This window comes from Streptomyces sp. NPDC090445 (assembly GCF_044769385.1).
In the GTDB taxonomy this organism is placed as follows: Bacteria; Actinomycetota; Actinomycetes; order Streptomycetales; family Streptomycetaceae; genus Streptomyces.
This window is the reverse complement of the sequence record NZ_JBIVXV010000021.1, coordinates 76,479-102,623: the sequence shown is the minus strand read 5'-3', so window position 1 is coordinate 102,623 and position 26,145 is coordinate 76,479. Positions and strand designations below refer to the sequence as shown.

Genomic DNA, 26,145 nt, shown 5'->3' with positions numbered 1-26,145 from the left:
CAACAGGTGGCAGAAGCGGCGTCCGGCACCCCGTCGGGGGTGGCGCGGAGGCCGTCAGGAAAACGCAAGCAAAACCACCGTGAAACCTAAGGATGGACCCGATCCTCGGCCATCGACAGCTGTCACGCATCCGTGGCCGCGATCTCATACATGTGTCTGAAGCCCCTGCTCCGCGGTGGGAGAATGTCCGGGTGAAGGGCGATTACCAGGATCTGGTGGACGAGATTTCGGCGCTGCTCGGCGCCCCGGCGACGCTGGAGAACCGGGACTTCCGCCTGATCGCCTTCGGCGCGCACGACAGCGACGACGACCTCGCCATGGACCCGGTGCGCACCCGCTCGATCCTGACCCGCCAGTCCACGGCGGCCGTGCGGTCCTGGTTCGAGGGCTTCGGCATCGCCCGGGCCACCGGCCCGGTGCGGATCCCGGCGGCGCCGGACGCCGGGGTCTTCCGGGGGCGGATCTGCCTGCCGGTGCGCTACCGCGGGATCGTCCAGGGCTACGTGTGGCTGCTCGACCGGGAACCCGGCCCGGGCCCGGAGGCGCTGGCCGCCGCCATGGAGGTGGCCGACCGGATCGGGGTCCTGCTCGCGCAGGAGGCGAAGGCCGGGGCCGACCTGTCCCGGGAGTTCCTGGCCGTCATCACGGCCGGGCGGGGCTGGCAGCAGGACATGGCCGTGGCCGCGCTGCGGGCCGCCCTGGGCCCCGCTGCGGCGGACGGGCTGCACGCGGTGGTGTGCGTGGCCCCCTGGTCCGGCGAGGCCCCGGCGTCGGTGCCGGGCGCGGCCGCGGTGTGCGTGGTTCCGGGGCGGGGGCGCGGCGAGGGCGCCGCCGCCGCGGTGGGCGGCCCCGAGCAGGCGCTGGCGGTGCTGGTCCGGCTGCGCTCGGCGGACGTCCTCACCCCGGCCGAGGCGGTCGCGGCCCGGCTGCTCCCGCCCGGCACCGGCCCGGGAGCCGCGGGCGGCGCCCGTACCGCCGCGGCCCCGGCCGCCCGGGCGGCAGCGGCGGCGCACGCGGCCGCCCCCGGCAGCCCGGCCGGAGCCCCGGCCCGTACGCCGGCCCCGGAGCGGGCGGCGGGGGCCGCGGGCACGTCCCCGGCCGGAACCGGGCCGGCGGCCGGGATCGCCGAGCCGTCGGCGGGGCTGGCGCGGCTGGCCGACGCCTGGGAGCAGGCCGCGGCGGCGGCCCGGGCGGCCGCTGCCCAGCCGCGGCTCGGGCCGGTGGCCCGCTGGTCGCAGATCGGCCCGTACCGGATGCTGTCCGCGCTGGCGGCCGCGGAACCGGCGGACGACCCGGCGGTCCGCACCCTGCTCTCCCCCGCCCACGGGGAACTGGTCCGCACCGCCGAGGTGTTCCTGGACTGCGCCGGCCAGGCGGGCCGCGCGGCGGCTGCGCTGGGCATCCACCGCCAGACCCTGTACTACCGGCTGTCCCGCGTGGAGCAGCTGACCGGGCTCGACCTGGACGAGGGCGAGGACCGCCTGCTGCTCCACATGTCCCTCAAGACGTCCCGCCTGCACGGCCACCAAAACCCGCAGCCACGCCAACGCTGAACCGGCAGCACCCCTCAGGGGCGCGGGGAACTGCGCGCCCAGCCCCCACCGGCCCGCAGTGTCATGACCGGACTCCCCGCGGAGCGCACAGACCGACGGCCCGTCAGCCCTCAACGCCCCCCTCACCCTTGGCGCCCACGGCTCCCTCGGCTCCCTTGGCCCCCTCGACACCCACCACGCCTTCCGCCACCCGCCGCATCGCCTCGGTCAGCTCCTCCGCGGTGACCGCGCTCTCGGGGTCGTACAGCCACTGCGCCATGACGCCGGTCAGCAGGGCCTGGTACAGCCCGCCGAGCGTGCGCACGTCCCGCTCTTCGAGCTCGTCCTCCGGAATCCCGGTGAACATCGAGGCCAGCCCCCTGCGGCCCTCCGGCTCCGCCGCCAGGAGCATCTCGCGCAGTTCCGGCAGCGCGTCGCGGCTGAGCGCGATCTCCATGCTGGCCGCCCACATGGGGGCCGCCTGCTCGCGCCGGCCGAGGATGCCGTCCCAGACGGACCGGAAGCGCTCCAGCGATCCGCCCTCACCCGTGACGTCCGGCGTGAAGGCGTCGCCCCATTCCTGGGCGAGCTCGACGAACGCCTGCGTCAGCAGGGCGTCCTTGGAGCCGTAGTGGTAGCCGATCGACGCGAGGTTCGCGCCCGACGCATTGACGATGTCCCGCGCGGTCGTCCGCACGAAACCCTTCTCGGCCAGGCATTTCTTGGCGCCTTCAAGGAGGTCTTCGCGGTGTCCCATGCGCCCACCGTAGCAAGACAAGCGTCCAAGACAAACGATCCACACAGACGTCCTAGACAAGCGTTTATGACGCTTGTACATTTCTCGTCATGACGAACTCCGCCGTACGCCGCGCCGGCCGCCGGGAATGGACCGCGTTCACCGTCCTCCTGCTGCCCCTGCTCCTGGTTTCGATGGACGCCTCCGTCCTCTACTTCGCCATCCCGGCCATCACCCGGGAGCTCGACCCGAGCGCCACCCAGCAGCTCTGGATCTTCGACAGCTACGCCTTCGCCCTGTCCGGACTGCTCATCACCATGGGCTCGCTCGGCGACCGGATCGGCCGCCGCAGGCTGCTGCTGATCGGCGCGGCCGCCTTCGGCCTCGCCTCCGTGCTCGCCGCCTACGCGCCCAGCGCCGAACTCCTCATCGCCGCCCGCATCCTGCTCGGCATCGGCGGTGCGACCCTGATGCCCTCCACGCTCGGCCTCGTCCGGAACCTCTTCCCCGACGACCGGCAGCGCGCCCAGGCCATCGGCATCTGGTCCGCGGCCATGACCGGCGGCATCGCGCTCGGCTCGGTCATGAGCGGCGTCATGCTGAACCACTTCTGGTGGGGCTCGATCTTCCTCGTCAACGTGCCCGCGATGCTGCTCCTGCTGACGCTCGCCCCTGTCCTGGTGCCCGAGTTCAAGGACCCGGCGCCCGGCCGGTTCGACCTGCTGAGCGTGCCGCTGTCCATGGGCGCCGTCCTGCCCGTCGTGTACGGCCTCAAGGAGATCGCCGCCGAGGGCTTCACCGCGGCCCGGGGCCTGTGCATCGGCGCCGGCCTGGTCGTCGGGTACGCCTTCCTGCGCCGCCAGCGCAGCCGCGAGGACGCCATGATCAACCGGTCGCTGTTCCGCAGCCGGGTCTTCGGCACGGGCATCGCACTCAACGCCGTCGCCGCGTTCGCCGCCCTGGGCTCGGCCTACTTCACCACCCAGTACCTGCAGTCGGTGCTCGGCATGGGCACCCTGGAGGCCGCGCTCTGGAGCCTCGCGCCGTCGGTCGCCATCGGCGCCGCCGCACCCGTCGCCGGCGTCCTCGCCCGGAAGACCGACCGGGCGTACGTCATCGCCGGCGGCTTCGTCCTCGCCGCCGCCGGCTTCGCCATGATCAGCCTGGTCGGCACCGACTCCCTGTGGCTGCTGCTCACCGCCGCCGGAGTGCTGTCCTCCGGCATCGTCACGGTGATGTCCCTGGTCTCGGACCTGGCCCTGGGCGCGGCCCCGGCCGAGAAGGCCGGCTCGGCCGCCTCCCTGCTGGAGACCGGCACGGAGTTCGGCGGCGCCCTGGGCATGGCCCTCCTGGGCAGCATCGGCACCGCCGTCTACCGGGCCGACCTGGCCGGCGCCGACCCTGCCGCACGGGAGACCCTCGGCGGTGCGGTCGCCACCGCCCAGCGGCTCGGCGGTCCCGCCGGCGAGCGGGTACTGGCCCTGGCCCGCGAGGCCTTCGTGCACGGGATGGCGTACGCGGCCCTGGGCGGAGCGGCCCTGCTGCTGGTGACGGCCGTGCTCGCGGCGGCGCTGCTGCGCCGGTCCGCCGGTCCCGCCGCGGCTGCCGAAGGCCACGCCGCAGGGATGCCCGCCGCCGAGGCCCCCGCCGCCGGAGCGCCCGGCCTCGCGGAGGCCGCCCGCTGACCGGCCACGGCGAGCAGGCCGCGGCGAGCGCGTACACGCGGGAAGGGCCCGGGGACACTCCCCGGGCCCTTCCCGTATGCCGATGCCGATCGATACCGCCCGCGGCGGGCCGCGGTCGGCGCGCCGTCAGGCGACCAGGTTCACCGACCGGGCCGAGGTGGCGCCGATCTCCTCCGCGATCTCCGTGAGCACGGCCTGCGGAACGGTGTCGTCCACGGTGAGGACGGCGAGCGCCTCGCCGTGCTCCTCCGCACGGGCCACCTGCATGCCCGCGATGTTCAGCCCGCCCTCGCCGAGGATCCGGCCGACGGTGCCGACGACGCCCGGGCGGTCGGTGTAGCGCAGGACGACCATGTGGTCGGCGAGCGCGAGGTCCACGTCGTAGTCGCCGACGCCGACGATCTTCTGCAGGTGCTTGGGGCCGGCCAGGGTGCCGGAGACCGAGACTTCCTGACCGTCCGACAGGGTGCCGCGCACGGTCACCACGTTGCGGTGGTCCGGGGACTCCGAGCTGGTGGTCAGGCGGACCTCGACGCCGCGCTCCTGTGCGAACAGCGGGGCGTTGACGTACGAGACGGTCTCGTCGACGACGTCCTCGAACACACCCTTGAGGGCGGAGAGTTCCAGCACCTTGACGTCGTGCTGGGTGATCTCGCCGCGGACCTCCACGTCCAGGCGGACCGAGACCTCGCCCGCGAGGGCCGTGAAGATGCGGCCGAGCTTCTCGGCGAGCGGCAGGCCCGGGCGGACGTCCTCGGCGATGACACCGCCCTGGACGTTGACCGCGTCCGGCACGAGCTCGCCGGCGAGCGCGAGGCGCACCGACTTGGCGACCGAGATGCCGGCCTTCTCCTGGGCCTCGTCCGTGGACGCGCCGAGGTGCGGGGTGCAGACGACCTGGTCGAGCTCGAAGAGCGGGGAGTCCGTGCAGGGCTCCTTCGCGTACACGTCGAGGCCGGCGCCGGCGACGCGGCCCTCCTTCAGCGCCGCGTACAGGGCGGCCTCGTCCACGATCCCGCCGCGCGCGGCGTTCACGATGCGGACGGACGGCTTCACCTTGTGCAGGGCCTCGTCCCCGATGAGACCGATGGTCTCGGGGGTCTTGGGCAGGTGCACCGTGATGAAGTCGGCGACCTCCAGCAGCTCGTCCAGCGTCAGCATCTTGACGCCCATCTGGGCGGCGCGCGCGGGCTGCACGTACGGGTCGTAGGCGACGACCTTCATGCCGAAGGCGGACATGCGCTGGGCGACCAGCACGCCGATGCGGCCGAGGCCGACGACGCCGAGGGTCTTCTCGCTGAGCTCGACGCCGGTGTACTTGCTGCGCTTCCACTCGCCGTTCTTCAGGGCCGTGTTGGCCTGCGGGATGTGGCGGGCAGAGGCGACGAGCAGGCCGCAGGCGAGCTCGGCGGCGGTGACGATGTTGGAGGTCGGGGCGTTCACGACCATCACGCCGGCCTTGGTGGCGGCGGAGACGTCGACGTTGTCGAGGCCGACGCCGGCGCGGGCGACCACCTTCAGCTTCCGCGCGACGGCGATGGCCTCCGCGTCGACCTTGGTGGCCGAGCGCACGAGGATGGCGTCGACGTCGGCGATCGCCGGGATCAGCTCGGCGCGGTCGGCGCCGTTGCAGTGTCGGATCTCGAAGTCCGGGCCGAGCGCCTCGACGGTGGCGGGCGACAGCTCTTCGGCGATGAGTACGACAGGTTTCGAGCTCACGTGGGTCCTCACAAGTCCAGTGCGGACGGCCGTCCCGACGGCCGCAGGCGGTGGAGGGGGTAGCCGCGTGGAAGACGCACGACACTGTGGGCCTGACGCGTTGTGTTGAGCAGTGTAGTAGCGGATCCCGACCGGATTTCCGCCTGTGCGGAAGGATCACCCGTCCGAGCTTGGCCGGGGTGGACAAGCCGCACTACAGGATGTCCATGTTCTCGGCGTGTCGGCGTAGTGGCGCGGCGGCGCAGCGGCATGTCCGCGCGTCAGCGTGTCGGCGCGCCGGAATGCGGCGCGGGGCCGGGACGGCAGGCGTCCCGGCCCCGCGGGCGATCAGCTCTCCTCGCTGTCGACCCAGCTCATCAGCTTGCGCAGCTTCTTGCCGGTGGTCTCCAGCAGGTGCTCCTCGTCGGCCTTCTTGTACTCGTTGTACTTCGGCAGACCGGCCTTGTACTCGGCCATCCAGGTGTTGGCGAACTCGCCGTTCTGGATCTCGGCGAGGACCTTCTTCATCTCGGCCTTGGTGGCGTCGGTGATGATGCGGGGGCCGGTGACGTAGTCGCCCCACTCGGCGGTCTCGGAGACCGACCAGCGCATCTTCTCCAGGCCGCCCTCGTACATGAGGTCCACGATGAGCTTCAGCTCGTGCAGGCACTCGAAGTAGGCGATCTCCGGCTGGTAGCCGGCCTCGGTCAGGGTCTCGAAACCGGCCTTGACCAGGGCGGAGGCGCCACCGCAGAGGACGGCCTGCTCACCGAACAGGTCGGTCTCGGTCTCCTCCTTGAAGGTGGTCTTGATGACGCCGGCGCGGGTGCCGCCGATGCCGGCCGCGTAGGAGAGCGCGAGGTCGAAGGCCTTGCCCGTGGCGTCCTGCTCGACGGCGGCGATGCACGGAACGCCGCGGCCCTCCTCGTACTGGCGGCGGACCAGGTGGCCCGGGCCCTTCGGGGCGACCAGGGCGACGTCCACGTTGGACGGGGGCTTGATGAAGCCGTAGCGGACGTTGAAGCCGTGGCCGAAGAAGAGCGCGTCGCCCTCCTTCAGGTGGTCCTTGACGGACTCCTCGTAGATCTCGGCCTGGAGCGGGTCCGGCGTCAGGATCATGATGACGTTCGCCCACTCGGCGGCCTCCGCCACGGGCAGGACCTTCAGGCCCTGCTCCTCGGCCTTGGCCTTGGACTTCGAGCCCTCCTTCAGGCCGACGACGACATCGACGCCGGAGTCGCGCAGCGACAGCGCGTGGGCGTGGCCCTGGCTGCCGTAGCCGATGACCGCGACCTTGCGGCCCTGAATGATGGACAGGTCGGCGTCGTTCTCGTAGAACAGCTCGGCCACTGGGATATCTCCTTGGTGCGCTGGTGTTGCTCCCACCGTACGGCGGGGAACGTGGACGAAGTTTCCTGGTCTCGCCATGCGAGAGGCAAAGAGGCGCGGGCCTCCGGACGGACGGTCAGGCGCTGCGGTCGAGGGCGCGCAGGCTGCGGTCCGTGATGGACCGTCCGCCGCGCCCGATGGCGATCGTGCCCGACTGGACGAGTTCCTTGATGCCGAACGGCTCCAGCATCTTGAGCATGGCGCCCAGCTTGTCGGCGCCGCCGGTGGCCTCGATGGTGACCGCCTCAGGCGAGACGTCGACCGTCTTGGCGCGGAACAGCTGGACGATCTCGATGATCTGGGACCGGGTCTCGTTGTCGGCCCGGACCTTCACCAGCACGAGTTCGCGCTCGATGGCACCGGACGGCTCCAGCTCCACGATCTTGAGCACGTTGACCAGCTTGTTCAGCTGCTTGGTCACCTGCTCCAGCGGGAGGTCCTCGACGTTCACGACGATGGTGATGCGCGAGATGTCGGGGTGTTCGGTGACGCCGACCGCGAGGGAGTCGATGTTGAACCCGCGGCGGGAGAACAGGGCGGCGATCCGGGCGAGGATGCCGGGTGTGTTCTCGACCAGGACGGAGAGCGTGTGCTTGGACATGTGAGGCGTTCTCTCTCTCGGCTCTCTCGGCTCAGTCGTCTTCGTTGTCGCCGAAGTCGGGACGGACGCCCCGGGCGGCCATGACCTCGTCGTTGGAGGTGCCGGCGGCGACCATCGGCCACACCATGGCGTCCTCGTGGACGATGAAGTCGATCACGACGGGCCGGTCGTTGATCGCGTTGGCCTCGGCGATGACCTTGTCCAGGTCCGCCGGGTCCTCGCAGCGCAGCGCCACGCAGCCCATGGCCTCGGACAGCTTGACGAAGTCCGGGACGCGGGTGCCCTTGCGGGGGGCGGTGGACTCGCCGACCTGGGAGCCGACCGTGTCGTGGCCGGTCTCGTCGGCGTGCAGCACCGTGTTGGAGTAACGCTGGTTGTAGAACAGGGTCTGCCACTGACGGACCATGCCCAGCGCGCCGTTGTTGATGATCGCGACCTTGATCGGGATGTCGTTCAGCGCGCAGGTGACCAGTTCCTGATTGGTCATCTGGAAGCAGCCGTCGCCGTCGATCGCCCAGACGGTGCGCTCCGGCATGCCGACCTTGGCGCCCATCGCGGCGGGGACCGCGTAGCCCATGGTGCCGGCGCCGCCGGAGTTCAGCCAGGTGCGGGGCTCCTCGTAGTCGATGAAGTGCGAGGCCCACATCTGGTGCTGGCCGACGCCCGCCGCGAAGACGGTGTGCTCCGGGGCGAGTTCGCCGATGCGCTGGATGACCTGCTGCGGGGAGAGCATGCCGTCGTCGGGGGTCTCGTAGCCCAGCGGGTAGGTCTCGCGCCAGCGGTTGAGGTCCTTCCACCAGGCAGAGTAGTCACCGGCGTTGCCCTCGGTGTGCTCGGCCTGGAGCGCCTGGATCAGGTCGGCGATGACCTCGCGGGCGTCGCCGACGATCGGGACGTCGACCTCGCGGTTCTTGCCGATCTCGGCGGGGTCGATGTCCGCGTGGATGACCTTGGCGTAGGGCGCGAAGCTGTCGAGCTTGCCGGTGACGCGGTCGTCGAAGCGGGTGCCGAGCGCGATCAGCAGGTCGGACTTCTGCAGGGCGGTGACGGCGGTGACCGAGCCGTGCATGCCGGGCATGCCGATGTGCAGCGGGTGGCTGTCGGGGAACGAGCCCAGGGCCATCAGGGTGGTGGTGACCGGGACACCGGACAGCTCGGCGAGGACCTTCAGCTCGGCGGTCGCGCCGGACTTCATCACGCCGCCGCCGACGTACAGGACGGGGCGCTTGGACTGGCAGATGAGCTTGGCGGCCTCGCGGATCTGCTTGGCGTGCGGCTTGGTGACCGGCCGGTAGCCGGGCAGGTCCTGGCTCGGCGGCCAGGAGAAGGTGGTCTTCGCCTGCAGCGCGTCCTTGGCGATGTCGACGAGGACGGGGCCGGGGCGGCCGGTGGAGGCGATGTGGAACGCCTCGGCGATCGTCCTCGGGATGTCCTCGGCCTTGGTGACCAGGAAGTTGTGCTTGGTGATCGGCATGGTGATGCCGACGATGTCCGCCTCCTGGAAGGCGTCGGTGCCGATCGCCTTGGAGGAGACCTGGCCGGTGATGGCGACGAGCGGGACGGAGTCCATGTGGGCGTCGGCGATCGGGGTGACCAGGTTGGTGGCGCCCGGGCCGGAGGTCGCCATGCAGACGCCGACCTTGCCGGTGGCCTGGGCGTAGCCGGTCGCGGCGTGGCCGGCGCCCTGCTCGTGCCGGACCAGGATGTGGCGGACCTTGGTGCTGTCCATCATCGGGTCGTACGCCGGGAGGATCGCTCCGCCCGGAATGCCGAAAACGGTGTCGCACCCCACCTCTTCGAGAGAGCGGATGAGGGACTGGGCACCCGTGACGTGCTCAACTGCGGCGGGCTGTGCTCCGCCGGAACGGGGCCGCGGCTGCGGATGCTGGGCCCCGGAGGCCTGCTCGGTCATCGGCATTCTCTTCTCGAAGCTGAGGGTTTTACGACGGTTCGAAGGTGTGCCAGTGCAACAAAAAACCCCTCGTGCCGGATGGCAAGCGAGGGGAGCGCGTCGGGTGCACGGAGCGGGGATGTAGGGGTCCCGGCTTCAGCCGACGCGCTTTCCAAGTACGAGAATTCGGGTGCGCATGGCACTGACCCTCCCTCCGGCGGGAGGGCGATGTCAAGTGGGTGGGACGGGCGTCTCATTATGTGAGCCTCTCCGGATGGCCATCGAGCCCCCGGACGAACCACCGGCCAAGGCGGGCTGGACCGCCCCGCCCGGTACTGGGAACGTACCGCGCACGAGCGCCCGGCGCAGCCTGTACTCGTCGAGGGGGCCGGAAAACGCCAGTCCCTGGCCGTGTGTGCACCCCATGGCGCGCAGGGCCAGGACCTGCTCGGGCAGGTCCACCCCCTCGGCCACCGACTGCATGCCCAGGTCATTTGCGATGCGCAACAGGCCTGCGGTGATCTTGCGGAGGCGGGCGGACTCGACCACGCCCTCGACCAGGCCCCGGTCGAGCTTCAGGACGTCCACCGGCAGCCGCCGCAGGGCGCTGACGGCGGCATAGCCGCTGCCGAAGCCGTCCAGGGCCACCAGGACGCCGAGGCGGCGCAGGGCCGCGAGGCGGCGCTCCAGCTCATCGAAGGGGACTCTGGGGTCGCTGTCGGCGAGTTCGATCACCAGGGCGCCGGGGGGCAGCCCGTGCCGGCCCAGCAGCGCTTCCACGAAGCCCGGGGACATCGCCACGTCGGCCGCGCCCGGCGGTGTCCCCGGGTCGAGCAGCCGCTGGGCGCTCGTCCGGACGGCCACCTGTACGCCGTGTCCGGCGCGGTGCCGTTCGGCGGCCTGGGCGACGGCCTGCTCCAGTACCCAGCGCCCGAGCTCCTCGGCGCGGGCGGGGGCGGGGGACCCGGCCGCGGGGCCCGCGGGGCCGGGTGGGCCCGGTGGGCCGTCCGGGCGGGCCGCCGCCGGGGCCCCCCGGTGGTCGGCGATCCGGAAGAACTCGGCCGGGGTGAAGAGGATGCCGCGGGTGGAGCGCCAGCGGGCCACTGCCGCCGCGGCCGTGACCTCGCCGGTCTCCAGCGAGACCACGGGCTGGTGCAGCAGGGCGAACTCGCCGTCGTGGAGTGCGGTGCGCAGCCGGCCCGCCCGCTCCGCCTTGCGTACGACCTCGTCCTGCATCTGGGGGACGTACAGCTCGACCCGGTCCTTGCCGCCGGCCTTGGCCCGGTACATCGCGAGATCCGCGTTGCGCATCAGGTCCGAAGGGGTGATGCCGGGGTCGGCGAAGGCCACGCCGATGCTGGCGGCGACCCGGACCTCGCTCCCGCCGATCCGGTACGGCCGGGCGAGCGTGGCGCGCAGCCGGTCCGCGATCTCGTGGACCTGGTACTCGCGGGCGCTGCGGTCGCGGCTGCCGTCGCCGAGGATGAGCGCCGCGAACTCGTCGCCGCCGAGGCGGGCGGCCGTGTCCCCGGCGCGGACGGAGTCCTGGAGCCGGCGCGCGGCCTCGACCAGGAGTTCGTCGCCGGCCTGGTGGCCGATGGTGTCGTTGACCGCCTTGAACCCGTCGAGGTCGATGAAGAGCACGGCGGTGCTGTGGTCGCCCGCGCGGCGGCCGCTCAGCGCCTGGCGGACCCGGCGGGTGAACAGGGCCCGGTTGGGCAGGTCGGTCAGCGGGTCGTGCTCGGCGCTGTGCTGGAGCTGCGCCTGGAGGCGGACCCGCTCGGTGACGTCACGGCTGTTGAGGATGAGGCCGCCCTGGTGGCGGTTGACGGTGGACTCCACGTTGAGCCACTCGCCGCTGCCGGACTTGAAGCGGCACTCGATCCGGGTGGTGGGTTCCTCGGTGGGCGGCGAGGCGAGGAAGCGGCGCACCTCGTGGACGACGCGGCCGAGGTCGTGCGGGTGGATGAGGCTGGCGAGCTCGGTGCCGACGAGTTCCTCGGCGTCGCGGCCGTACACCCCGGCGGCGGCGGGGCTGACGTAGTGCAGGGTCCCGGTGGGGGCGGCGATCATGATGACGTCGCTGGATCCCTGGACCAGGGAGCGGAAGTGGTTCTCCTTCTGGGCCAGTTCCTGGGTCAGCGCGATGTTGTCGAGGAGCATGATGCCCTGCCGGATGACGAGGGCGAGCACGACGGTGCAGCCGGTGAGGACGACCACCCGGTCGACCTTCCGGCCGTCGACGACGTTGTACAGGATCCCCAGGGTGCAGACGGCGGCCGCGAGGTAGGGAGTGAGGGCGGGCAGCGAGCCGGTGATGGGACGGCTGACGGACCGCTCGGCGCGCGGGGGGCCGGGGGTGCCGGCGGCCGCGGGCAGGCGCCGGGCGCCCCAGGGCGCGTAGGCGAGGAGCAGCGAGCCGGCGAACCAGCCGGCGTCGAGCAGCTGCCCCGACTGGTAGCCGGCGCTGAGCAGCGGCGAGGTGAACAGGGCGTCGCTGAGCACGGTCAGCGCGAGGGCGGCGATGGCGGTGTTGACGGCGGAGCGGTTGATCTCCGAGCGCCGGAAGTGCAGGACGAGCACCATCGAGACGAGGGCGATGTCGAGCAGCGGGTAGGCGAGGGAGAAGGCGGCCTGCGGGACGCTGCCGGAGGTGCCGGACTGGGCGGTCCGCGCGGCGTTCGCGAGGGCCAGGCTCCAGGACAGGGTGAGCAGGGACCCGCCGATGAGCCAGGAGTCGAGCGCGAGGCAGACCCAGCCGGCCCGGGTGACGGGCCGCTTGGCGAGGACGAGCAGGCCGACGATGGCGGGCGGGGCGAAGCAGAGGAAGGCGACGTCGGCGAGGGAGGGTTTGGGCATGGGCACGCCGAGGATCACCTCGTACCAGCCCCAGACGGCGTTGCCGCAGGCGCCCATGAGGGAGGAGAAGGCGAACAGCAGCCAGGCCGGGCGCTCGCGGCTGTCGATGGTCCGCGCGTAGGTGTAGCAGGAGACGGCGGCGAGCAGCGCGGCCGCACTGAGCCCGAAGTCGCCCATGATCTCGGCGAGTTCCTCGGAGCCCCAGCCCAGGGCGGCGCCGACGGCGTATGCGGCGCTGACGACGGCGAGGAGCAGCTGCATCGCCAGGCTTCTGCCCCCGTTCGAGGCGGCCTGCCGGACCGGCAGGGCCGCCCCTTGTGCACTCACCGGTCCCCCTCGCCGGCTGGTTCCGGCGCACCCCATCGTCGCCCCCGGCGGCTGTACCGCAGCGGATCCTTCGTCCATTGGCCGTGCATCGCCCGTCGCCCCCCAAAGTGTCCGATCATCCCAGCGCCAGACGTTCGTGGCGCAGCCCCTTGTTCCCGGACGATACACCACTTTCGTCACTCAGGGACATAGATGGCCTACTCTCCGTGACCACATGGGGAGTTGATGCCACTGTGCGCATCCGGACGGATGCGGAGCGTGTCGGTCGGTGGGTCAGTCGGTGATCAGGACCGTGTTCTCCAGGGGCTCCCCCGCGGCGAACCGGGTGAGCTGGCGGGCCACCAGGCGCTTGGCCCGCGGCTCGAACGCCGAGCTGCTGCCGCCGACATGGGGCGTGATCAGGACGTTCGGAGCATGCCACAGAGGGTGGCCGGCGGGCAGCGGTTCCGGGTCGGTGACGTCGAGCGCGGCGCGCAGCCGGCCCGACTCCAGTTCGGCCAGCAGGGCGGCGGTGTCCACGACGGGGCCGCGCGCCACGTTCACGAGCAGGGCGCCGTCCTTCATGCGCTGCAGGAAGTCGGAGCCGGCCAGGCCGCGGGTCTCGTCGGTCAGCGGCGTGGACAGGATCACCACGTCGGCCTCCAGGAGGAGCCGGGGCAGGTCGGCGAGTCCCTCGACCGGGCCGCGCACGGTGGTGCGCGCCGAGCGTGCGACCCGCGTGATCCGCGCGCACTCGAAGGGCGCGAGCCGGTCCTCGACGGCCGCGCCGATGGATCCGTAGCCGACGATGAGGACGGACTTGTCGGCGAGGGCGTCGTAGAAGCCGGAGAGCCACTGCTCGCCGTCCTGGCCGCGCACCATGCCGGGGATGCCGCGCAGGGAGGCGAGGGTCAGGGTGAGCGCCAGCTCGGCGGTGCTCGCCTCGTGGACGCCGCGGGCGTTGCACAGCCGTACGCCGGGACGCAGCAGGTCGAGGCCGCCGAGGACGTGGTCGACGCCGGCGGTGAGGGTCTGCACGACCTCCAGGTCGGGCATGGCCGCCAGCGGGCGCAGGGTGACCTCGTCGGACTTCATGTAGGGGGTGACGTAGAAGGTGCAGGCGGCCGGGTCGGCCGGGAAGGTCTCCTCGCCGTCCCAGTGGTGGTAGCGGAAGGAGTCGGGGAGTCCTTCGACCTGCTCCGCGGGGAACGGGAGCCACACGTCCGGGGTCTTTGCAGTCATGATCACGAGGCTATGCCAAGGGATCCTGATCAACCCGTTACTTTGATGGCCGGATGTGAGGGGGACACACGGGTGGAGCGCAGGTCGATCGGGGCGGGGGCGCTGGCGGTGGGCGCCGTCGGGCTCGGGTGCATGCCGATGAGCTGGGCGTACGCGCCCTCCCGGCGGCGCGGCGAGGAGTCGCTGGCCGCGGTGCACACGGCCCTGGACCTGGGGGCCAGCCTGCTCGACACGGCGGACCTGTACGGGCCCTTCACCAACGAGCTGCTGCTGGGGCGCGTGCTGCGGGAGCGCAGGGCCGAGGCCTTCGTGTCGGCCAAGGTGGGGCTGCGGGCGGGCGAGCAGCACGTGGTGGCCTGCGGGCGGCCCGAGTACCTGCGGCGGGCCTGCGACGCGTCGCTGCGGCGGCTGCGGACGGACGTGATCGACCTCTACCAGCTGCACCGGGTGGACCCCGAGGTCCCGGTGGAGGAGACCTGGGGGGCCATGGCGGAACTGGTGGGCGCCGGGAAGGTGCGGGCGCTGGGGTTCTGTGCGCTGGGTGCGGGGGCCGGGCCGGGAGCGGGGCGGCGGGGAGACCGGGAGTACCGGACGACGCTGCGCCACCTGGAGCGCGTGCAGCAGGTGTTCCCGGTCAGCGCCGTGCAGGCGGAGCTGTCGGTGTGGTCGCCGGAGGCGGCGCGGCAGCTGCTGCCGTGGTGCGCGGCGCGCGGGGTGGGGTTCCTGGCGGCGATGCCGCTGGGCAGCGGGTTCCTGACCGGGACGCTCACCCCGGGGGAGGGCTTCGAGTGGGAGGACGTCCGGGCCCGGCACCCGCGGTTCACGGCGGAGGCGATGGCGACGAACCAGGTGCTGATCGCGGGGCTGCGGCGGGTGGCCCGGCGGCACGGGCCCGCGGCGACGGCGGCGCAGGTGGCGCTGGCGTGGGTGCTGGCGCAGGGGCCGCAGGTGGTGCCGGTGCCGGGGGCGGACCGGGCGACCTGGGCTGCGGAGAACGCGGCCGCCGCCGAGGTGCGGCTGACGGCCGGGGACCTGGCCGAGATCGCCGCGCTGCCGGCGGCGGTGGGGGCCTGGGACTGAACCCACAACCACTCGATCGGGTGTACGAGTGGCGGAACTTCGGGGGCCGCGCTGTCTGTTGAGACGGATGACGGGCACGATCGCGGAGGGCGGTCGCGCGGACCGGAGGGGAGCAGGGCGATGCGACAGCGGCGGTGGGACGGACACCGGTTCGGCCGGGCGTACGGCGGCGGGGCCGGTGGCGGGGCGTACGGCGGTGGGCTCGACGGCGGGGCCGGCCGTGGGGCGTTGGGGCGGGGCCGCGGGGGTCCGGCCGGCGCGCTGCTGGCGGGGTGTGCGGTCCTGCTGGCGGCGGGGTGCAGTCCGGCGGGCGGCCCCGGGGCCGCGCCGGGGAGCTCGCCACCGCGGGGCGCGCCCAGCGCGTCGGCTTCGGGCTCGACGGGCGGCGCGTCCGGTGCGGCGCAGAGCCCGGGGCCGCCGGCCAAGGGCTCGGTGACGGTGACGGGGGAGATCGCCAAGGACCTCGCCTCCCCGTGGGGGGTGGCCCCGCTGCCCGACGGGGACCTGCTGGTCGCCTCGCGGGACAAGGGCACGATCAGCAGGGTCGCCCCGGAATCGGGGAAGGTGACGCAGATCGGAGAGGTGCCGGGGGTGGACCCCGGCGGCGAGGGCGGCCTGCTGGGCCTGGCGGTGTCCCCGTCGTTCGCCTCGGACCGGATGGTGTACGCCTACTTCACGACGGCGTCGGACAACCGCATCGCCCGCATGCGGTACGACGAGCACCGGGACCCCGGGCAGCAGCTGGGCGCGCCGGACACCGTGCTGCGCGGCATCCCCAAGGGCGTCTTCCACAACGGCGGCCGGATCGCCTTCGGCCCGGACCGGATGCTGTACGCGGGGACGGGGGAGACCGGTGACCCCGGGCTCGCGCAGGACAGGAAGTCGCTGGGCGGCAAGATCCTGCGGATGACGCCGGACGGGAAGCCGGTGCACGGCAACCCCGAGGCCGACTCGGTCGTCTACTCGTACGGGCACCGCAATGTGCAGGGCCTCGCCTGGGACCAGGACAAGCGGCTGTGGGCCTCCGAGTTCGGCCAGCACACCTGGGACGAGCTGAACCTGATCGAGCCCGGCGGGAACTACGGCTGGCCCGAGGCGGAGGGCAAGGCGGGCAGACCTGGCCTGCGCGACCCGGTGGCGGTGTGGAGACCGGACGAGGCCTCGCCGAGCGGGATCGCCTGGGCGCAGGGCTCGGTGTGGATGGCCGGGCTGAAGGGCGAGCGGCTGTGGCGGATCCCGATGGCGGGGGCTGTGCCGGCGGCCGCGCCGGAAGCCTTCCTGGAGGGGAAGTACGGCCGGCTGCGCTCGGTGATCGCCCTCGGCGGGGACAGGCTGCTGCTGGTGACGAGCGAGACGGACGGACGCGGATCGCCGCAGGCCGGCGACGACAGGATCCTGACACTGACGGTGCGGTGACGGCACGCCCTGCGGGGAGGGGCGGCAGGAGGGGTGGGCACGTGTTCAACATGTTCGAGGAGCTCTTCAACCCGGGACGCAAGCACACGGACGAGGAGCGCAAGCGGCTGGAGCTGTCCCGGACCGACGTGAGCGACGGCGATCCGGGACGGGGTCCCATAGACCTGGACTCCGGGAAGGTGCTCATACGCGTCGAGGAGGAGCCCCCGCCGCAGCCGTGACGGACCCCAACAGGCGCAGCCGGTGCGCGAGGACGGCCGCCTCGCCCCGGCCGGCGACGCCCAGCTTGGCCAGGATGTTCGACACGTGCACGCTGGCCGTCTTCGGGGAGATGAAGAGCTCCTCGGCGATCTGGCGGTTGCTGTGGCCCGCCGCGACCAGCCGCAGGACGTCGCGTTCGCGGCTGGTCAGGCCCAGGGCCTCGACCGGGTCGGCGTCCGGGGCAGGTGTGGTCGCGGGGGTGCCGGCCGCGGGGGTGTCGGTCGCGGTGAGCGGGAGTCGTGCGCGCTGGGCGAGCAGGGACAGGTCCTCGCGCAGCCGGCGTGCGCCGAGTTGCCCGGCGGTAGCGTAGGCCTCGCGGAGCAGGGTGGTCGCGGGCTCCCGGTCGCCGCCGGCGGCCAGCGTCGCCTCGGCGAGCCGGTGGCGGACGCGGGCCAGCAGGTACGGACGCTCCAGCGGGCGGACGGCCTCCTCCACCTCGGCCCAGTGGGCGACGGTGTCCCCGGCCTCGGCGCGCAGCAGCTCGGCGCGGAAGAACTCGGCGTGCGCGACCCACACGGGCACGGGGGTGGCCAGGGTGCGGGCGACCGCGCGCAGGGCGGCCAGGGCGGCTTCGCGTCCGGCGTCGGCGACGGGCAGTCCCCGGGCGTCCGCCTCGGCGGAGGCGGCGGCGAGCAGCAGCGGCCAGGCGTAGCGGTGCTGCCCGAGCGGGAAGCCGTAGTCGATCGCGGCGGCGGTCTCCGTGCGGACGTCGGCGATGCGGCCCTCCCCCGCGTCGATGCCGATGGCGAGGCGGAAGAGCGGTATGCGGTGCTGGGGCTGGCAGCGGGTGGCGGCGGTGGACGTCGTCCGCGCGGTAGGTGGCGACGAGGACCAGCCAGCCGCTGGTGAGTGTGCGGAACAGGTAGGACAGCAGGTGCCGGGTGGAAGTGTCGGCCCAGTGCAGGTCCTCCAGGACGAGGACGACGGTGCGGTCGGCGGCGAGTCTTTCCAGCATCCGCGCCGTCAACTCGAAGAGCCGGGCGGTGCTTTCCTCGTCGGGGGGCCGCGCGGCGTGTCGCCGAGTTCGGGCAGGATCCGGGCGAGTTCGTCCTCCTGGCCGGCGCCCGCGGCCGCCAACTCCCCTGGGAGCAGCCGGTGCAGGGTGCGCAGGGCGGTCGAGAACGGGGCGAAGGGCAGCCCCTCCGTCCCGATTTCCACGCAGCCTCCGACGGCGACCACGGCACCACTGCGGGCCGCCTCGCCGAGGAACTCCTCGGTGAGGCGGGTCCTTCCGACTCCGGCCCCTCTCCCCCGATGAGCAGCGCCTGGGGCTCCCGGTCGGCGGCGCGCCCCAATGCGTCGGCGAGGACGCCCAGTTCGCCGGCCCGGCCGACCGACACCGGGCTGACAGTCCTGCTCTCCACGCCGCCGAGCATCGCACAGGACTCCTGGCCGGCGGCACCCGATATCGCCGTGTCGCGGCCGGTGCGCCGGTCACCTCGGAGGGCGGCGCCGTTCACGCGGCGCGGACGAAGCGGCTCCGGTTTCTGCTCACCGGCCCTTCATGGTCCTGGCCGCGCGAAGAGGCGCGGTGCGCCTCCTCGGCCTCGCGGATCCGGCGGTACCGGTCGGCCTCGCGGATGAGGTCGGCGCGGCGGGCGGCGGCCATCTCCTACTCGAACGTACTGTTCTCCCGGGCTGCGGATTCTCGGTCACCTCGTTCGGTGTGGTCCGAGTCTCGCCCGCCGGGTGGTGCCAGCACATCGGGAGGATGCCGCATCCATGAGGGGCGCGGGTCCTTGGGTCCGGCCGGACGGATCCCGAGGCCGCGCTCACCGCAGACCGGCCAGCCCGGCGGATGGCGTGCGCCTAAGCCATGGCGTAGGGCTCGTTCTCCGTGAGGACCGACTGCTTTTCCCACGCCTCCCTGTCCCTCAGGTAGCGAGGGTCGTCGGCCACGATCGCGCGGGTCTCCGCCGTGCCGGGCGTCAGCTTCCAGCGCACCGTGCCGGTAACCCGCAGGGCGCAGGTGTCCATGAAGCACTGGAGGGCGCCGCGCAGCTCGCCGAACCAGCGGCCTTCCAGGGCTTCGCGCACCCAGAGCTGCTCCAGGTGCATCTTCTCCCGGATCGTTTCCGCGCCGAGGACGGCGGTCTCCAGGTGGCGGTAGGAACGCAGCAGCAGCCATGCCGCCGGCATCTCGCGGATCTCCAGCACCTTCTCGCCGTTGTCGAGGTGTTCGAGGCCGCTGTAGCGGCCGAGCCCGAACGCCCCCACCCGCCCGTTCAGGTGTTCGATCACGTCGAGGAGAGGCATCTCCACACCGTCGACGGCCGTGGGAACGCCTTCCCGGAAGCGCACCTCGACCGTGTCGGAGGCGTCGGGCGCACCCACTGCGCTCCAGCGGTACATGTACTCCGGGACGGCGTGGTCCTCGGGATCGTCGAGGATGCCGGACTCGAACTCGCGGCACCACAGGTTCGAGTCCCCGCTGACGATGCGCTCGCTCATCCGATCCAGGCCGGCTTCCTTGAGCTCCTGGATCTTCTCGTCGCGGTCGACGGGGTCGAGGTCGTACGGGCTGCCGTACCGGCCGTCGAAGCCCAGGAGGGCGAGGGCTCCGTTCAGGCGGCGCAGGGTGTTCTGTGACCGGTTCGCGGTGTGCAGAATGGCTGCCGCGCCCAGGTTCCGTGCCAGGTCCACGGCGAAGCGGGCGATGAGCGGGCGGCTCAGGGTCGAGCTGACCGGGTGGGTGCCGAGGTAGACGGCCTGCGCGCTGATGGCGGCGCGGACGAACTCGCCGGCGAAGGCCTGGCGCCCGTCGATGATGTGGAGCGTCGCACCCAGCGCGTCGGCGATCTGCTGCTTCTCCTGGCTGCTTTCGTCCTCACCGAGGTCGACGCTGACGGCGTGGATGTTGCGGAAGCCGGCGTTCTTGAGCCTGAGCAACAGATAGCTGCTGTCGAGGCCGCCGCTGAACAGGGTGACGATGGGCAAGTCCGGTGCCAGGACGTCGGTCCTGAGCTGGCGGAACGAACGGATGAGTTTTCCTTGATGGCGCACGGGACACTTTCCGGGTCGGCGTCGGAACGGATGAACAGGGTGGTTACGTCCGTGTGGTGACGCGGGCATCACGCTGCGTACGGGTGAGCAGCAGCGTGAACAGGCAGAAGGAGAGGATCAGTCCGAGACAGGCGCACGCGATGGACGTCCGCAGGGAGAGCGCTTCGGCCAGGACGCCGGCGAACCCGGCGCCCAGGGCCACCGAGGAGAAGGCGCTGGTACGGAAGACGGCGGCGAGACGGCCCTGCAGCTCCCGCGGGGCGAGCTCGTGGCGGATCGTGTTCGAGTGGACGTTGAAGACGGTGAGCCCGAATCCGTAGAAGCAGAACGTGATGCTGCTCATGACCATGGCGAGCACGGTCGAACCTTGCGGGATGAGGGGCAGGAGGACCGGGGTGACGGAGGCGAGTCCGATCGACAGGATCAGGATCTGAGTCACTCCCTTCGCGGTCTTGAACCTGGGGGCGACGGCGGCGCCGACGACGGAACCGACGGCCCCCGCTCCGAGCACCAGGCCGACCTGTGCCGAGGTCAGCCCCAGGTCGCGCAGGGCGAACAGCATGAAGAGGGTGATCACCGCCTGTTCGAAGAAGTTGAACAGGGTCATCTGCAGCAGCAGCACCCACAGGGTCGTGGTCTGCCGGACGAAGCGTGCTCCTGCCGCGAACGACCGGAGCCACGGCTCCCTCGTCCGGTCCGTGTCCGCTACCCGGGGCACACGGGTACGCATGATCATCACCGCGGCCAAGGCGAAGGCCGCGGCGATGGCGAACAGCACCAGGTCGCCCGAGAAGGCGAGCAGAAGGCCCGCGAGGGAGGGCCCGATCACCTGGGTGACCGACATGGACAGCTGGAGCCTGCTGTTGGCCTTCGCCACTCCCCCCTCGGGGGCAAGGTCGGGAACGAGCGCCATGGTGCCCACGCTGGCCAGGGCGTTGAGCGCGCCGGCGAGCAGCACGGTGCCCCAGAGCACGGGCGCGGTGAGGTGGCCGGCCCCTGCCAGCAGTCCCGCCCCCAACAGGAGCAGTCCGCGGACCGCGTGGGACAGCTGTACCAGCCTGACCCGGTGGACCCGGTCGACGATCAGGCCGGCGATCGGGGTGATGACGAGGTACGGGATGAACTGGAGCGCTGTCGTGGCGGCGACCTCCGACGGCCGCAGCTTCAGGAATTCGGCCGCCAGCAACGGGAAGCCGACATTGAGCACCTGCCCCGCGGCCTGGGCGAATGACTGGCTCACCCAGTAGCGGTTGAATGCTCCCCAGCCAACGGGCGTCTCCGGGGCCGTGGTGGTGCTAGTCATGGTCGACCGCCCAATGTGAGATCGATTCCGCAGAGAGCTTGGGAATCGTCGCGCTGATGTCCGCGAGGCGTGCGCGGTCACCGCCCGGCACCCGCTCCACCGGGAGGCCGTCGGGGAGCCTCACGAGGCTGTACAGCGGCACGGCCCGGGCTCCGCGCAGCAGCTTGGCGAAGAGAGCGCCGGTGCCGAGGTCGATGACGCCCACGCCCGACCGCATGGCGTACAGCAGCGGCTCGTACATCAGCAGCCGGGGATACTCCTTCGGCCGCTCGCCGAGGCTCTCGTAGTCGAAGCCGGTGACCCGCACCGACATGAGGTTTTCGTCCTGGACGGCCAGTGAGAAGGCCTTCGGCCGTGTCGTCCCGCCGGTGAGGAACAGCTGCGGCTGGAGGCCGGAGTGGGCGGTCGCCCGGATGTAGGAGGCCATGCTCGCCTCGTCGGCCGGCTGTCCGTGCCGCCGGTGGAGGTTTGCCAGGAGGGGGGCCAGGACCGGGGCCAGCCGCTCGATGGCCGCGGCGTCCTCGATCCTGTCGACGGGGTCGTCCTCGACGCCGCGCAGTTCGGCGCGGATGCGCCCCCGGGCGCGGCTGTCGGCAACGGTGGACAGGAAGGACCCGATGCCCGACCCCGCGGCCGGGACGGCCAGTTCGCCCGCCGCGTCGACGAAGTAGCCGTCCCAGTCCGGGAGCTCGGCGGTCAGCGCCCGCATCAGTTCGCGGTCCAGGTACAGCATGCCCACCACACTCGAGCGGTGGGCGTCCGCGATGGCGGTCAGCAGCTTGCCTGCTGCCCCGTCGCAGGGACGGCCCGAGGACACGAAGCCGTTGTGCTGGCCGTTGCGCGTACCGATGAGCACGTGCGGGCGGGACCGGTGGTCGCTCCCGGCAGCCGGGACGAGGTCGCGCCGGTGCAGTGACCACACATCGTACGTGTAGCGGGCGGGGGCCTCGGGGTAGATGTGCACCGGGATGCCGAGCAGGCAGCCGCCGGCATCCCGGACGGCCCAGAACTCCACGGGCACACGGTCGTTCGAGCTCCGCAGCGTCAGACTCCAGCCGCGCGAGGTGAACAGGGAGCGGCTGTGCGAGAGGTCGGCCCACACCTGGGCCGGGACCTCTTCGATCCGCTCGAACCTCAGAATTTCTAGATCGTTCACTGGGGTACCTCTTCGGCGGCGGGTCAGCTGCGCGGGGAGAGACGCATCTTGTGATTCGCGTCCAGAACCGCCTCGGTGAACCGGACGGCCGAGGGAACTGCGTGTCCGGGCAGTTGGGCGGAGAGGTGCCGGCGGAGCTCCGGTGCGGTGACCGCCTCCGGTTCGCCCGCCACCACCTGGAGCGCGAGGACGTCTCCGAGTGGTCCCGTGCGGAAGGTCGCCTCGGCGTGTGCGACCGCCGGGTGCCGCAGGGCAGCGGCCTCGACCTCCTCCAGGGCGACCCGGTGGCCGTTGACCGACACCTGCCGGTCGGCCCGGCCGGCGACGTACAGCTCCCCGTCGGCGCCGCGCGTGCCGAGGTCCCCGGTGCGGTAGACGCGATAGCCGGGTTCGCCCGCCGGGTCCGGCATGAACCGGTCGTTCGACCGCTCTGTGCCGACATAGCCGACGGCAAGGCTCCTGCTGCGTACGACGATCTCGTCGGCTGCGGCCGCGGTACCGGGCAGTTCGCGTCCGAGGACGACCGATGCGCCCGCGACACCGGTGCCGATGGGAAGCAGATCCCCGTCCGTCCCCTCGGCACAGACCGGTGGACGCACCTCGTGGGCCGCTGCGATCTGCGGTGTCTCGGTTGCCCCGTACACGTTGAGCAGCCTGGCTGACGGCCAGCGGAGCAGGACCCGGGCCGCGAGTCCGCGGGAGAGCGGCGCGCCGCCGGACAGGATGAGGCGCGGCCCTGCCGTGCCGGCGTCCGGTTCCGGGCCGCTCAGGAGTCCGAACTCGATGAGTGCGGGGGTGGCGTGGAGGATCGTGGGACGGGTCGCGGCCGACCACTGGGCCAGCCGTCCGGGGACCTGGAGCACGGCCTGCTCGGGAATGACGAGTGTGGCTGCGCCCATGAGGGCGGCCGTCACGTCCCGCAGCAGCGGATCGTGGCCCAGGCCGCCCAGCAGCGCGACCCGGTCGTCGTGCCGCGGGGCGAACTTGCTCCCGTACCAGTGGGCCATGGAGCGGAGCGGCCCGTCGGTGACCGCCACGGCGGCCGGCCGGCCCGTAGTCCCGGAAGTGAACAGGATGTGGCTCAGCGGATCCGGGGTGCTGTCTTCCGGCCCTTCCGCGCGGTCCTGTTCCGGGCAGTCCCCATCGTGCCGTTGCAGGTCCGGTCCGGTGCTGCCGTCTGCGCCGAGGTCGGAGGAAGCGGTCCACCGGGCCTGCGCCGCGGTCTCGTACGCGCGGATCCTGGCAGGGGGATGCCCGCCGTCGACCGGGGCCGGAACGGCCCCTGCCCGCCACGCCGCGAGCAGGGTGATGACGAACACGGCCGTCCGCTCGCCCTTCAGGACGATCCGGTCCCCCGGCCGGACGCCCGATGCGGTCAGCCGGGCGGCTGTGCGCTCGACCCTGGCTGCGAGTTCGCGATACGTGATGCCGTCGGCGGACGTCTCGATGGCCGGCCGGTCCGGATGGGCGGCGACGGCTGCGTCGAGATGGCCGAGAACGGAATGTCCGCCGGATGACGGTACGCGCTGGTGCGCGGTCAAGTGGATCCCCCGTTGCGCTCGTGGGACGGGTACCTGTCGGTCGGTGGTACCCGTCGGTCGGTCGTACCTGCCGGTCAGAGGACGCGGGCGCCCAGTTCTGTCAGGGCGGCGGCCATGCCGCGCGGCGTCGGGTTGTCGAAGACCACCCCGATGCTCGGCTCGACCCCGAAGCGGTCGGCGATCACGGGCAGCAGACGGATCGCCGTGATGGAGCTGCCTCCGAGGTTGAAGAAGTCCTCGTCGGCACCCACGCTGTCGAGCCCGAGGGACTCGGCCCACAGCTCCGCGATTTCCTTCTCGATGATGTCCAGGTCGGATGCCATGCGTGCTCTCCTTGTTCGGCCTGCCGCGGCGGGCAGGCAAGTGTGGTTCGGGTGCGTTCAGTCGGTGACGGCGAGGGCGGCGAGCGCTTCGAGGCGCTGCCCGAAGCCGTCGACGAGGCGGGCCGCCTGCTCCTCGCCGAGGGCGTCGGAGCGGACGATCACGGTGGCGGTCACCGCGTCGTCGTCGTAGGAGCCGATGAAGTTGACCGGCCGGCGTGCGGACAGGCTCTTCTTCGCCGGGCTGACCTTCCGGGTCTGCAGTCCGGGCAGCTTGAGCTGCCGTTCGGTCAGCTCGGCTGGCTGGAAGGCGAACTTCACGGGGTAGAGGTCTTCCGCCCCGTATCGGGCCAGGTGGTCTTCCCACTGGATGCGCGGCGCGTTGTACCAGCGGCGGAGTCCGCCGCTGACGGCTGCGATCAGATCCTCGACGTGCTCGTGGGCATCGAGGTCCTCGCCCACGAACAGCGTCGTCGAGTAGTAGCCGACGGCCCCGGTGGCGGCCGCCGTGGTACGGCCCGCGTAGGCGGAGCCGAACATCGTCTGGGAGTCCCCGAAGGTGTCCCCGAGTGCCTGGAGCATCGCGACGGACGCAATGGCGAAGGGGGTGACGGAGAAATGCCTGGCCGCCGCCGCGACCCCCGCGGACAGTCCTGCCCAGCTCCGGCGGTGCACAGCGCCTGGGCCCTTCGGCGATTCGGCGGCGGCGTCCAGTGCACGGATGGCCCGGTAGCCGCGGTCGAAAAGTTCTCCCCAGCCTTCGAGGGCGGCCGGGTCCGGGGCGGCCTGTGCCTCGGCGTACTGGCGCGGGCGGGTCCGCACGCTGCCGCCTGCCCGTACGCCGCGGTACTCCGCAGCCAGGTCCTCGTAGAACAGCATGAACGTCCATGCGTCGAACACCAGGTGGTGTCCGCAGACGATCACGGCGGTCGTGTCCTCGTCGAGGGAGCTCAGCCAGACGCGGAGCGGCGGCTCCTTGTCGAGCCGCATCGGCCGCGCCGCTTCCTCCAGGCCGGCCGCGAATGCTTCGTCGGCCGAGGTGTACGCGCGGTCGCGGGCCTCGGTCCAGACAGTGCCGATCAGCTCCGCACCCGTGCCGGCGACGGCGTAGCCATCGCGGTCCGGCGGGTACACCGCACGGAGCACATCGTGCCGGTCCAGGACGTTGCCCAGTGCGGCCCGCAGGGCAGCGACGTCGAGTTCGCCGGTGAGCACGAACGCTTCCGTCATGAGGTAGTACGAGTCCACCCGGCCGCCGATGAATTCGAGCATCGTCCGCTGCTGCGTCGTGAGCGGGTGCAGGGGGACCGCGGCCTCCTGGGTGTGATCGGCGGTCATCAGAACTCCTTGGGTGACGGCACGGCCGCGACCGCCTCGTCGAAGAGGGCCTTGTTCCTGGCGAGGTGGACCGTGTTCGTGGTGCCGGTCAGGACGACCCCACGGCGGAACGTGTCCGCGTGGAACCGGAACGGGTTGGGCGAGTCCGCGAGTGCTCCGGATGCCATCGGCCGGTTCAGGAGCGGCAAACAGCCGGTGCTCTCCTGGGCATAGGCTTCGGAAAGCACCGTGCCGGACTGGTTCGCCGGGAACTGGACCGTGTCGAAGACCTCCGTTGCCACCGCAGCACGCAGTGCCTCCGGAGTGGAGACGCTGACGCCGATGGCGCCCACCCGCCCGGCAGCTCTCAGCGAGGTGAACCATGCGAGGAGGGAGTCGTCCCGCATGTCGTCCACGGTGCACTTGTGCAGCTGCAGCAGATCGATCCGGCCCAGCAGCCCGGCCGACCGGTCGAAGCTGGCCTCCAGGGCACCGATCGAGTGGTCGACGGCGTCGGCCTCGGCTTTGGGCCACACCTCACCGCATTTCGTGGCGATCAGCAGTTCCGCGCGCTGTTCCCCGGGGATGGTGCGGAGGTATTCGCCGAGGACGCGCTCACTGCTTCCGTAGGCTGCTGCCGTGTCGAAGAAGCGGATGCCCAGTCCGATGGCCTGATCGAGCAGTGTCCACGCCTGCTCGACGGAGCAGACGGCGTCCTCGTCGCGGGGCCAGGGCCGGCCTATGCCGATGAGCCCGAGTCCCAGCTCGAGCCGGGGGGTGTCTTCCGGGTGCGGCACGGTGTCCGGCAC

At 72.1% G+C, this 26,145-nt stretch carries 21 protein-coding genes and 1 pseudogene; 5 read left to right on the top strand and 17 right to left on the bottom strand.

Annotated features, from left to right (window positions below):
• Positions 1-191: 191 nt before the first annotated feature.
• Entirely contained in the window at positions 192-1,553 is a 1,362-nt protein-coding gene (locus tag ACIQUT_RS29935) for a PucR family transcriptional regulator (RefSeq protein ID WP_403567330.1), read from the top strand.
• 103 nt (positions 1,554-1,656) lie between these two features.
• Here ACIQUT_RS29935 and ACIQUT_RS29930 read toward each other — a convergent pair whose 3' ends face one another.
• Entirely contained in the window at positions 1,657-2,289 is a 633-nt protein-coding gene (locus ACIQUT_RS29930) for a TetR/AcrR family transcriptional regulator (RefSeq protein ID WP_403567328.1), read from the bottom strand.
• An 89-nt stretch (positions 2,290-2,378) separates the two neighbouring features.
• On the opposite strand from ACIQUT_RS29930, the gene ACIQUT_RS29925 reads away from it, so the two are divergent.
• Positions 2,379-3,953 carry an MFS transporter gene (locus tag ACIQUT_RS29925; RefSeq protein WP_403567326.1) on the top strand — a complete coding sequence of 525 codons (1,575 nt, stop codon included), beginning with the start codon at positions 2,379-2,381 and terminating at the stop codon, positions 3,951-3,953.
• A gap of 126 nt (positions 3,954-4,079) precedes the next feature.
• Here the strand turns inward: ACIQUT_RS29925 and serA are convergent, their stop codons facing one another.
• The 6 genes from serA to ACIQUT_RS29895 form a co-directional block, all read right to left on the bottom strand.
• Positions 4,080-5,672, bottom strand: a complete 1,593-nt coding sequence (serA, locus tag ACIQUT_RS29920) for a phosphoglycerate dehydrogenase (RefSeq protein WP_403567324.1) — start codon at positions 5,670-5,672, stop codon at positions 4,080-4,082.
• A gap of 327 nt (positions 5,673-5,999) precedes the next feature.
• Positions 6,000-7,001 (bottom strand): ketol-acid reductoisomerase, encoded by a 1,002-nt coding sequence (gene ilvC, locus ACIQUT_RS29915; RefSeq protein WP_403567323.1) that lies wholly within the window; start codon positions 6,999-7,001, stop codon positions 6,000-6,002.
• Between the two features lie 115 nt (positions 7,002-7,116).
• The gene (gene ilvN / locus ACIQUT_RS29910; RefSeq protein WP_403567321.1) at positions 7,117-7,641 is read right to left on the bottom strand and encodes an acetolactate synthase small subunit; all 525 of its coding nucleotides are present in this window, start codon (positions 7,639-7,641) and stop codon (positions 7,117-7,119) included.
• A 31-nt stretch (positions 7,642-7,672) separates the two neighbouring features.
• Positions 7,673-9,559, bottom strand: a complete 1,887-nt coding sequence (locus ACIQUT_RS29905) for an acetolactate synthase large subunit (protein WP_403567320.1) — start codon at positions 9,557-9,559, stop codon at positions 7,673-7,675.
• 204 nt (positions 9,560-9,763) lie between these two features.
• Positions 9,764-12,718, bottom strand: a complete 2,955-nt coding sequence (locus tag ACIQUT_RS29900) for a putative bifunctional diguanylate cyclase/phosphodiesterase (protein ID WP_403567318.1) — start codon at positions 12,716-12,718, stop codon at positions 9,764-9,766.
• A gap of 273 nt (positions 12,719-12,991) precedes the next feature.
• Positions 12,992-13,939, bottom strand: a complete 948-nt coding sequence (locus tag ACIQUT_RS29895; RefSeq protein ID WP_403567317.1) for a 2-hydroxyacid dehydrogenase — start codon at positions 13,937-13,939, stop codon at positions 12,992-12,994.
• A 72-nt stretch (positions 13,940-14,011) separates the two neighbouring features.
• On the opposite strand from ACIQUT_RS29895, the gene ACIQUT_RS29890 reads away from it, so the two are divergent.
• From ACIQUT_RS29890 to ACIQUT_RS29880, 3 genes are all read left to right on the top strand, one after another.
• On the top strand, positions 14,012-15,019 hold the full coding sequence (locus ACIQUT_RS29890) for an aldo/keto reductase (protein WP_403567315.1): 1,008 nt from the start codon (positions 14,012-14,014) through the stop codon (positions 15,017-15,019).
• 120 nt (positions 15,020-15,139) lie between these two features.
• Positions 15,140-16,435 carry a PQQ-dependent sugar dehydrogenase gene (locus ACIQUT_RS29885; RefSeq protein WP_403567314.1) on the top strand — a complete coding sequence of 432 codons (1,296 nt, stop codon included), beginning with the start codon at positions 15,140-15,142 and terminating at the stop codon, positions 16,433-16,435.
• A 41-nt stretch (positions 16,436-16,476) separates the two neighbouring features.
• Positions 16,477-16,656: a DUF6191 domain-containing protein gene (locus ACIQUT_RS29880; RefSeq protein WP_403567312.1), complete on the top strand. Its 180-nt coding sequence runs from the start codon at positions 16,477-16,479 to the stop codon at positions 16,654-16,656.
• Here the strand turns inward: ACIQUT_RS29880 and ACIQUT_RS29875 are convergent.
• The 10 genes and pseudogenes from ACIQUT_RS29875 to ACIQUT_RS29830 form a co-directional block, all read right to left on the bottom strand.
• Positions 16,619-17,218 (bottom strand): LuxR C-terminal-related transcriptional regulator, encoded by a 600-nt coding sequence (locus ACIQUT_RS29875; RefSeq protein WP_403567310.1) that lies wholly within the window; start codon positions 17,216-17,218, stop codon positions 16,619-16,621. The two genes, ACIQUT_RS29880 and ACIQUT_RS29875, sit on opposite strands and share 38 nt — an antisense overlap.
• Before the next feature lie 259 nt (positions 17,219-17,477).
• Positions 17,478-18,072: pseudogene (locus ACIQUT_RS29870) on the bottom strand (ATP-binding protein); the annotation flags it as partial.
• Positions 18,073-18,152: 80 nt separating this feature from the next.
• Complete coding sequence (locus ACIQUT_RS29865) at positions 18,153-18,305, bottom strand: hypothetical protein (protein WP_403567308.1); 153 nt, start codon at positions 18,303-18,305, stop codon at positions 18,153-18,155.
• Between the two features lie 200 nt (positions 18,306-18,505).
• Positions 18,506-19,699 (bottom strand): argininosuccinate synthase-related protein, encoded by a 1,194-nt coding sequence (locus tag ACIQUT_RS29860; RefSeq protein WP_403567306.1) that lies wholly within the window; start codon positions 19,697-19,699, stop codon positions 18,506-18,508.
• A gap of 43 nt (positions 19,700-19,742) precedes the next feature.
• Complete coding sequence (locus ACIQUT_RS29855; RefSeq protein ID WP_403567304.1) at positions 19,743-21,002, bottom strand: MFS transporter; 1,260 nt, start codon at positions 21,000-21,002, stop codon at positions 19,743-19,745.
• A complete protein-coding gene (locus ACIQUT_RS29850) occupies positions 20,995-22,158 on the bottom strand; it encodes a hypothetical protein (RefSeq protein WP_403567302.1) in 1,164 nt (387 codons plus the stop codon). The genes ACIQUT_RS29855 and ACIQUT_RS29850 overlap by 8 nt, the downstream gene beginning before the upstream one ends.
• Before the next feature lie 23 nt (positions 22,159-22,181).
• Entirely contained in the window at positions 22,182-23,699 is a 1,518-nt protein-coding gene (locus tag ACIQUT_RS29845; protein ID WP_403567301.1) for an AMP-binding protein, read from the bottom strand.
• Positions 23,700-23,773: 74 nt separating this feature from the next.
• Positions 23,774-24,022, bottom strand: coding sequence for a phosphopantetheine-binding protein (locus ACIQUT_RS29840; RefSeq protein WP_403567299.1), 249 nt, complete (start codon positions 24,020-24,022; stop codon positions 23,774-23,776).
• Positions 24,023-24,079: 57 nt separating this feature from the next.
• Complete coding sequence (locus tag ACIQUT_RS29835; RefSeq protein WP_403567297.1) at positions 24,080-25,357, bottom strand: condensation domain-containing protein; 1,278 nt, start codon at positions 25,355-25,357, stop codon at positions 24,080-24,082.
• Positions 25,357-26,145, bottom strand: coding sequence for an aldo/keto reductase (locus ACIQUT_RS29830; RefSeq protein ID WP_403567295.1), 789 nt, complete (start codon positions 26,143-26,145; stop codon positions 25,357-25,359). Before ACIQUT_RS29830 ends, ACIQUT_RS29835 begins: the two co-directional genes overlap by 1 nt.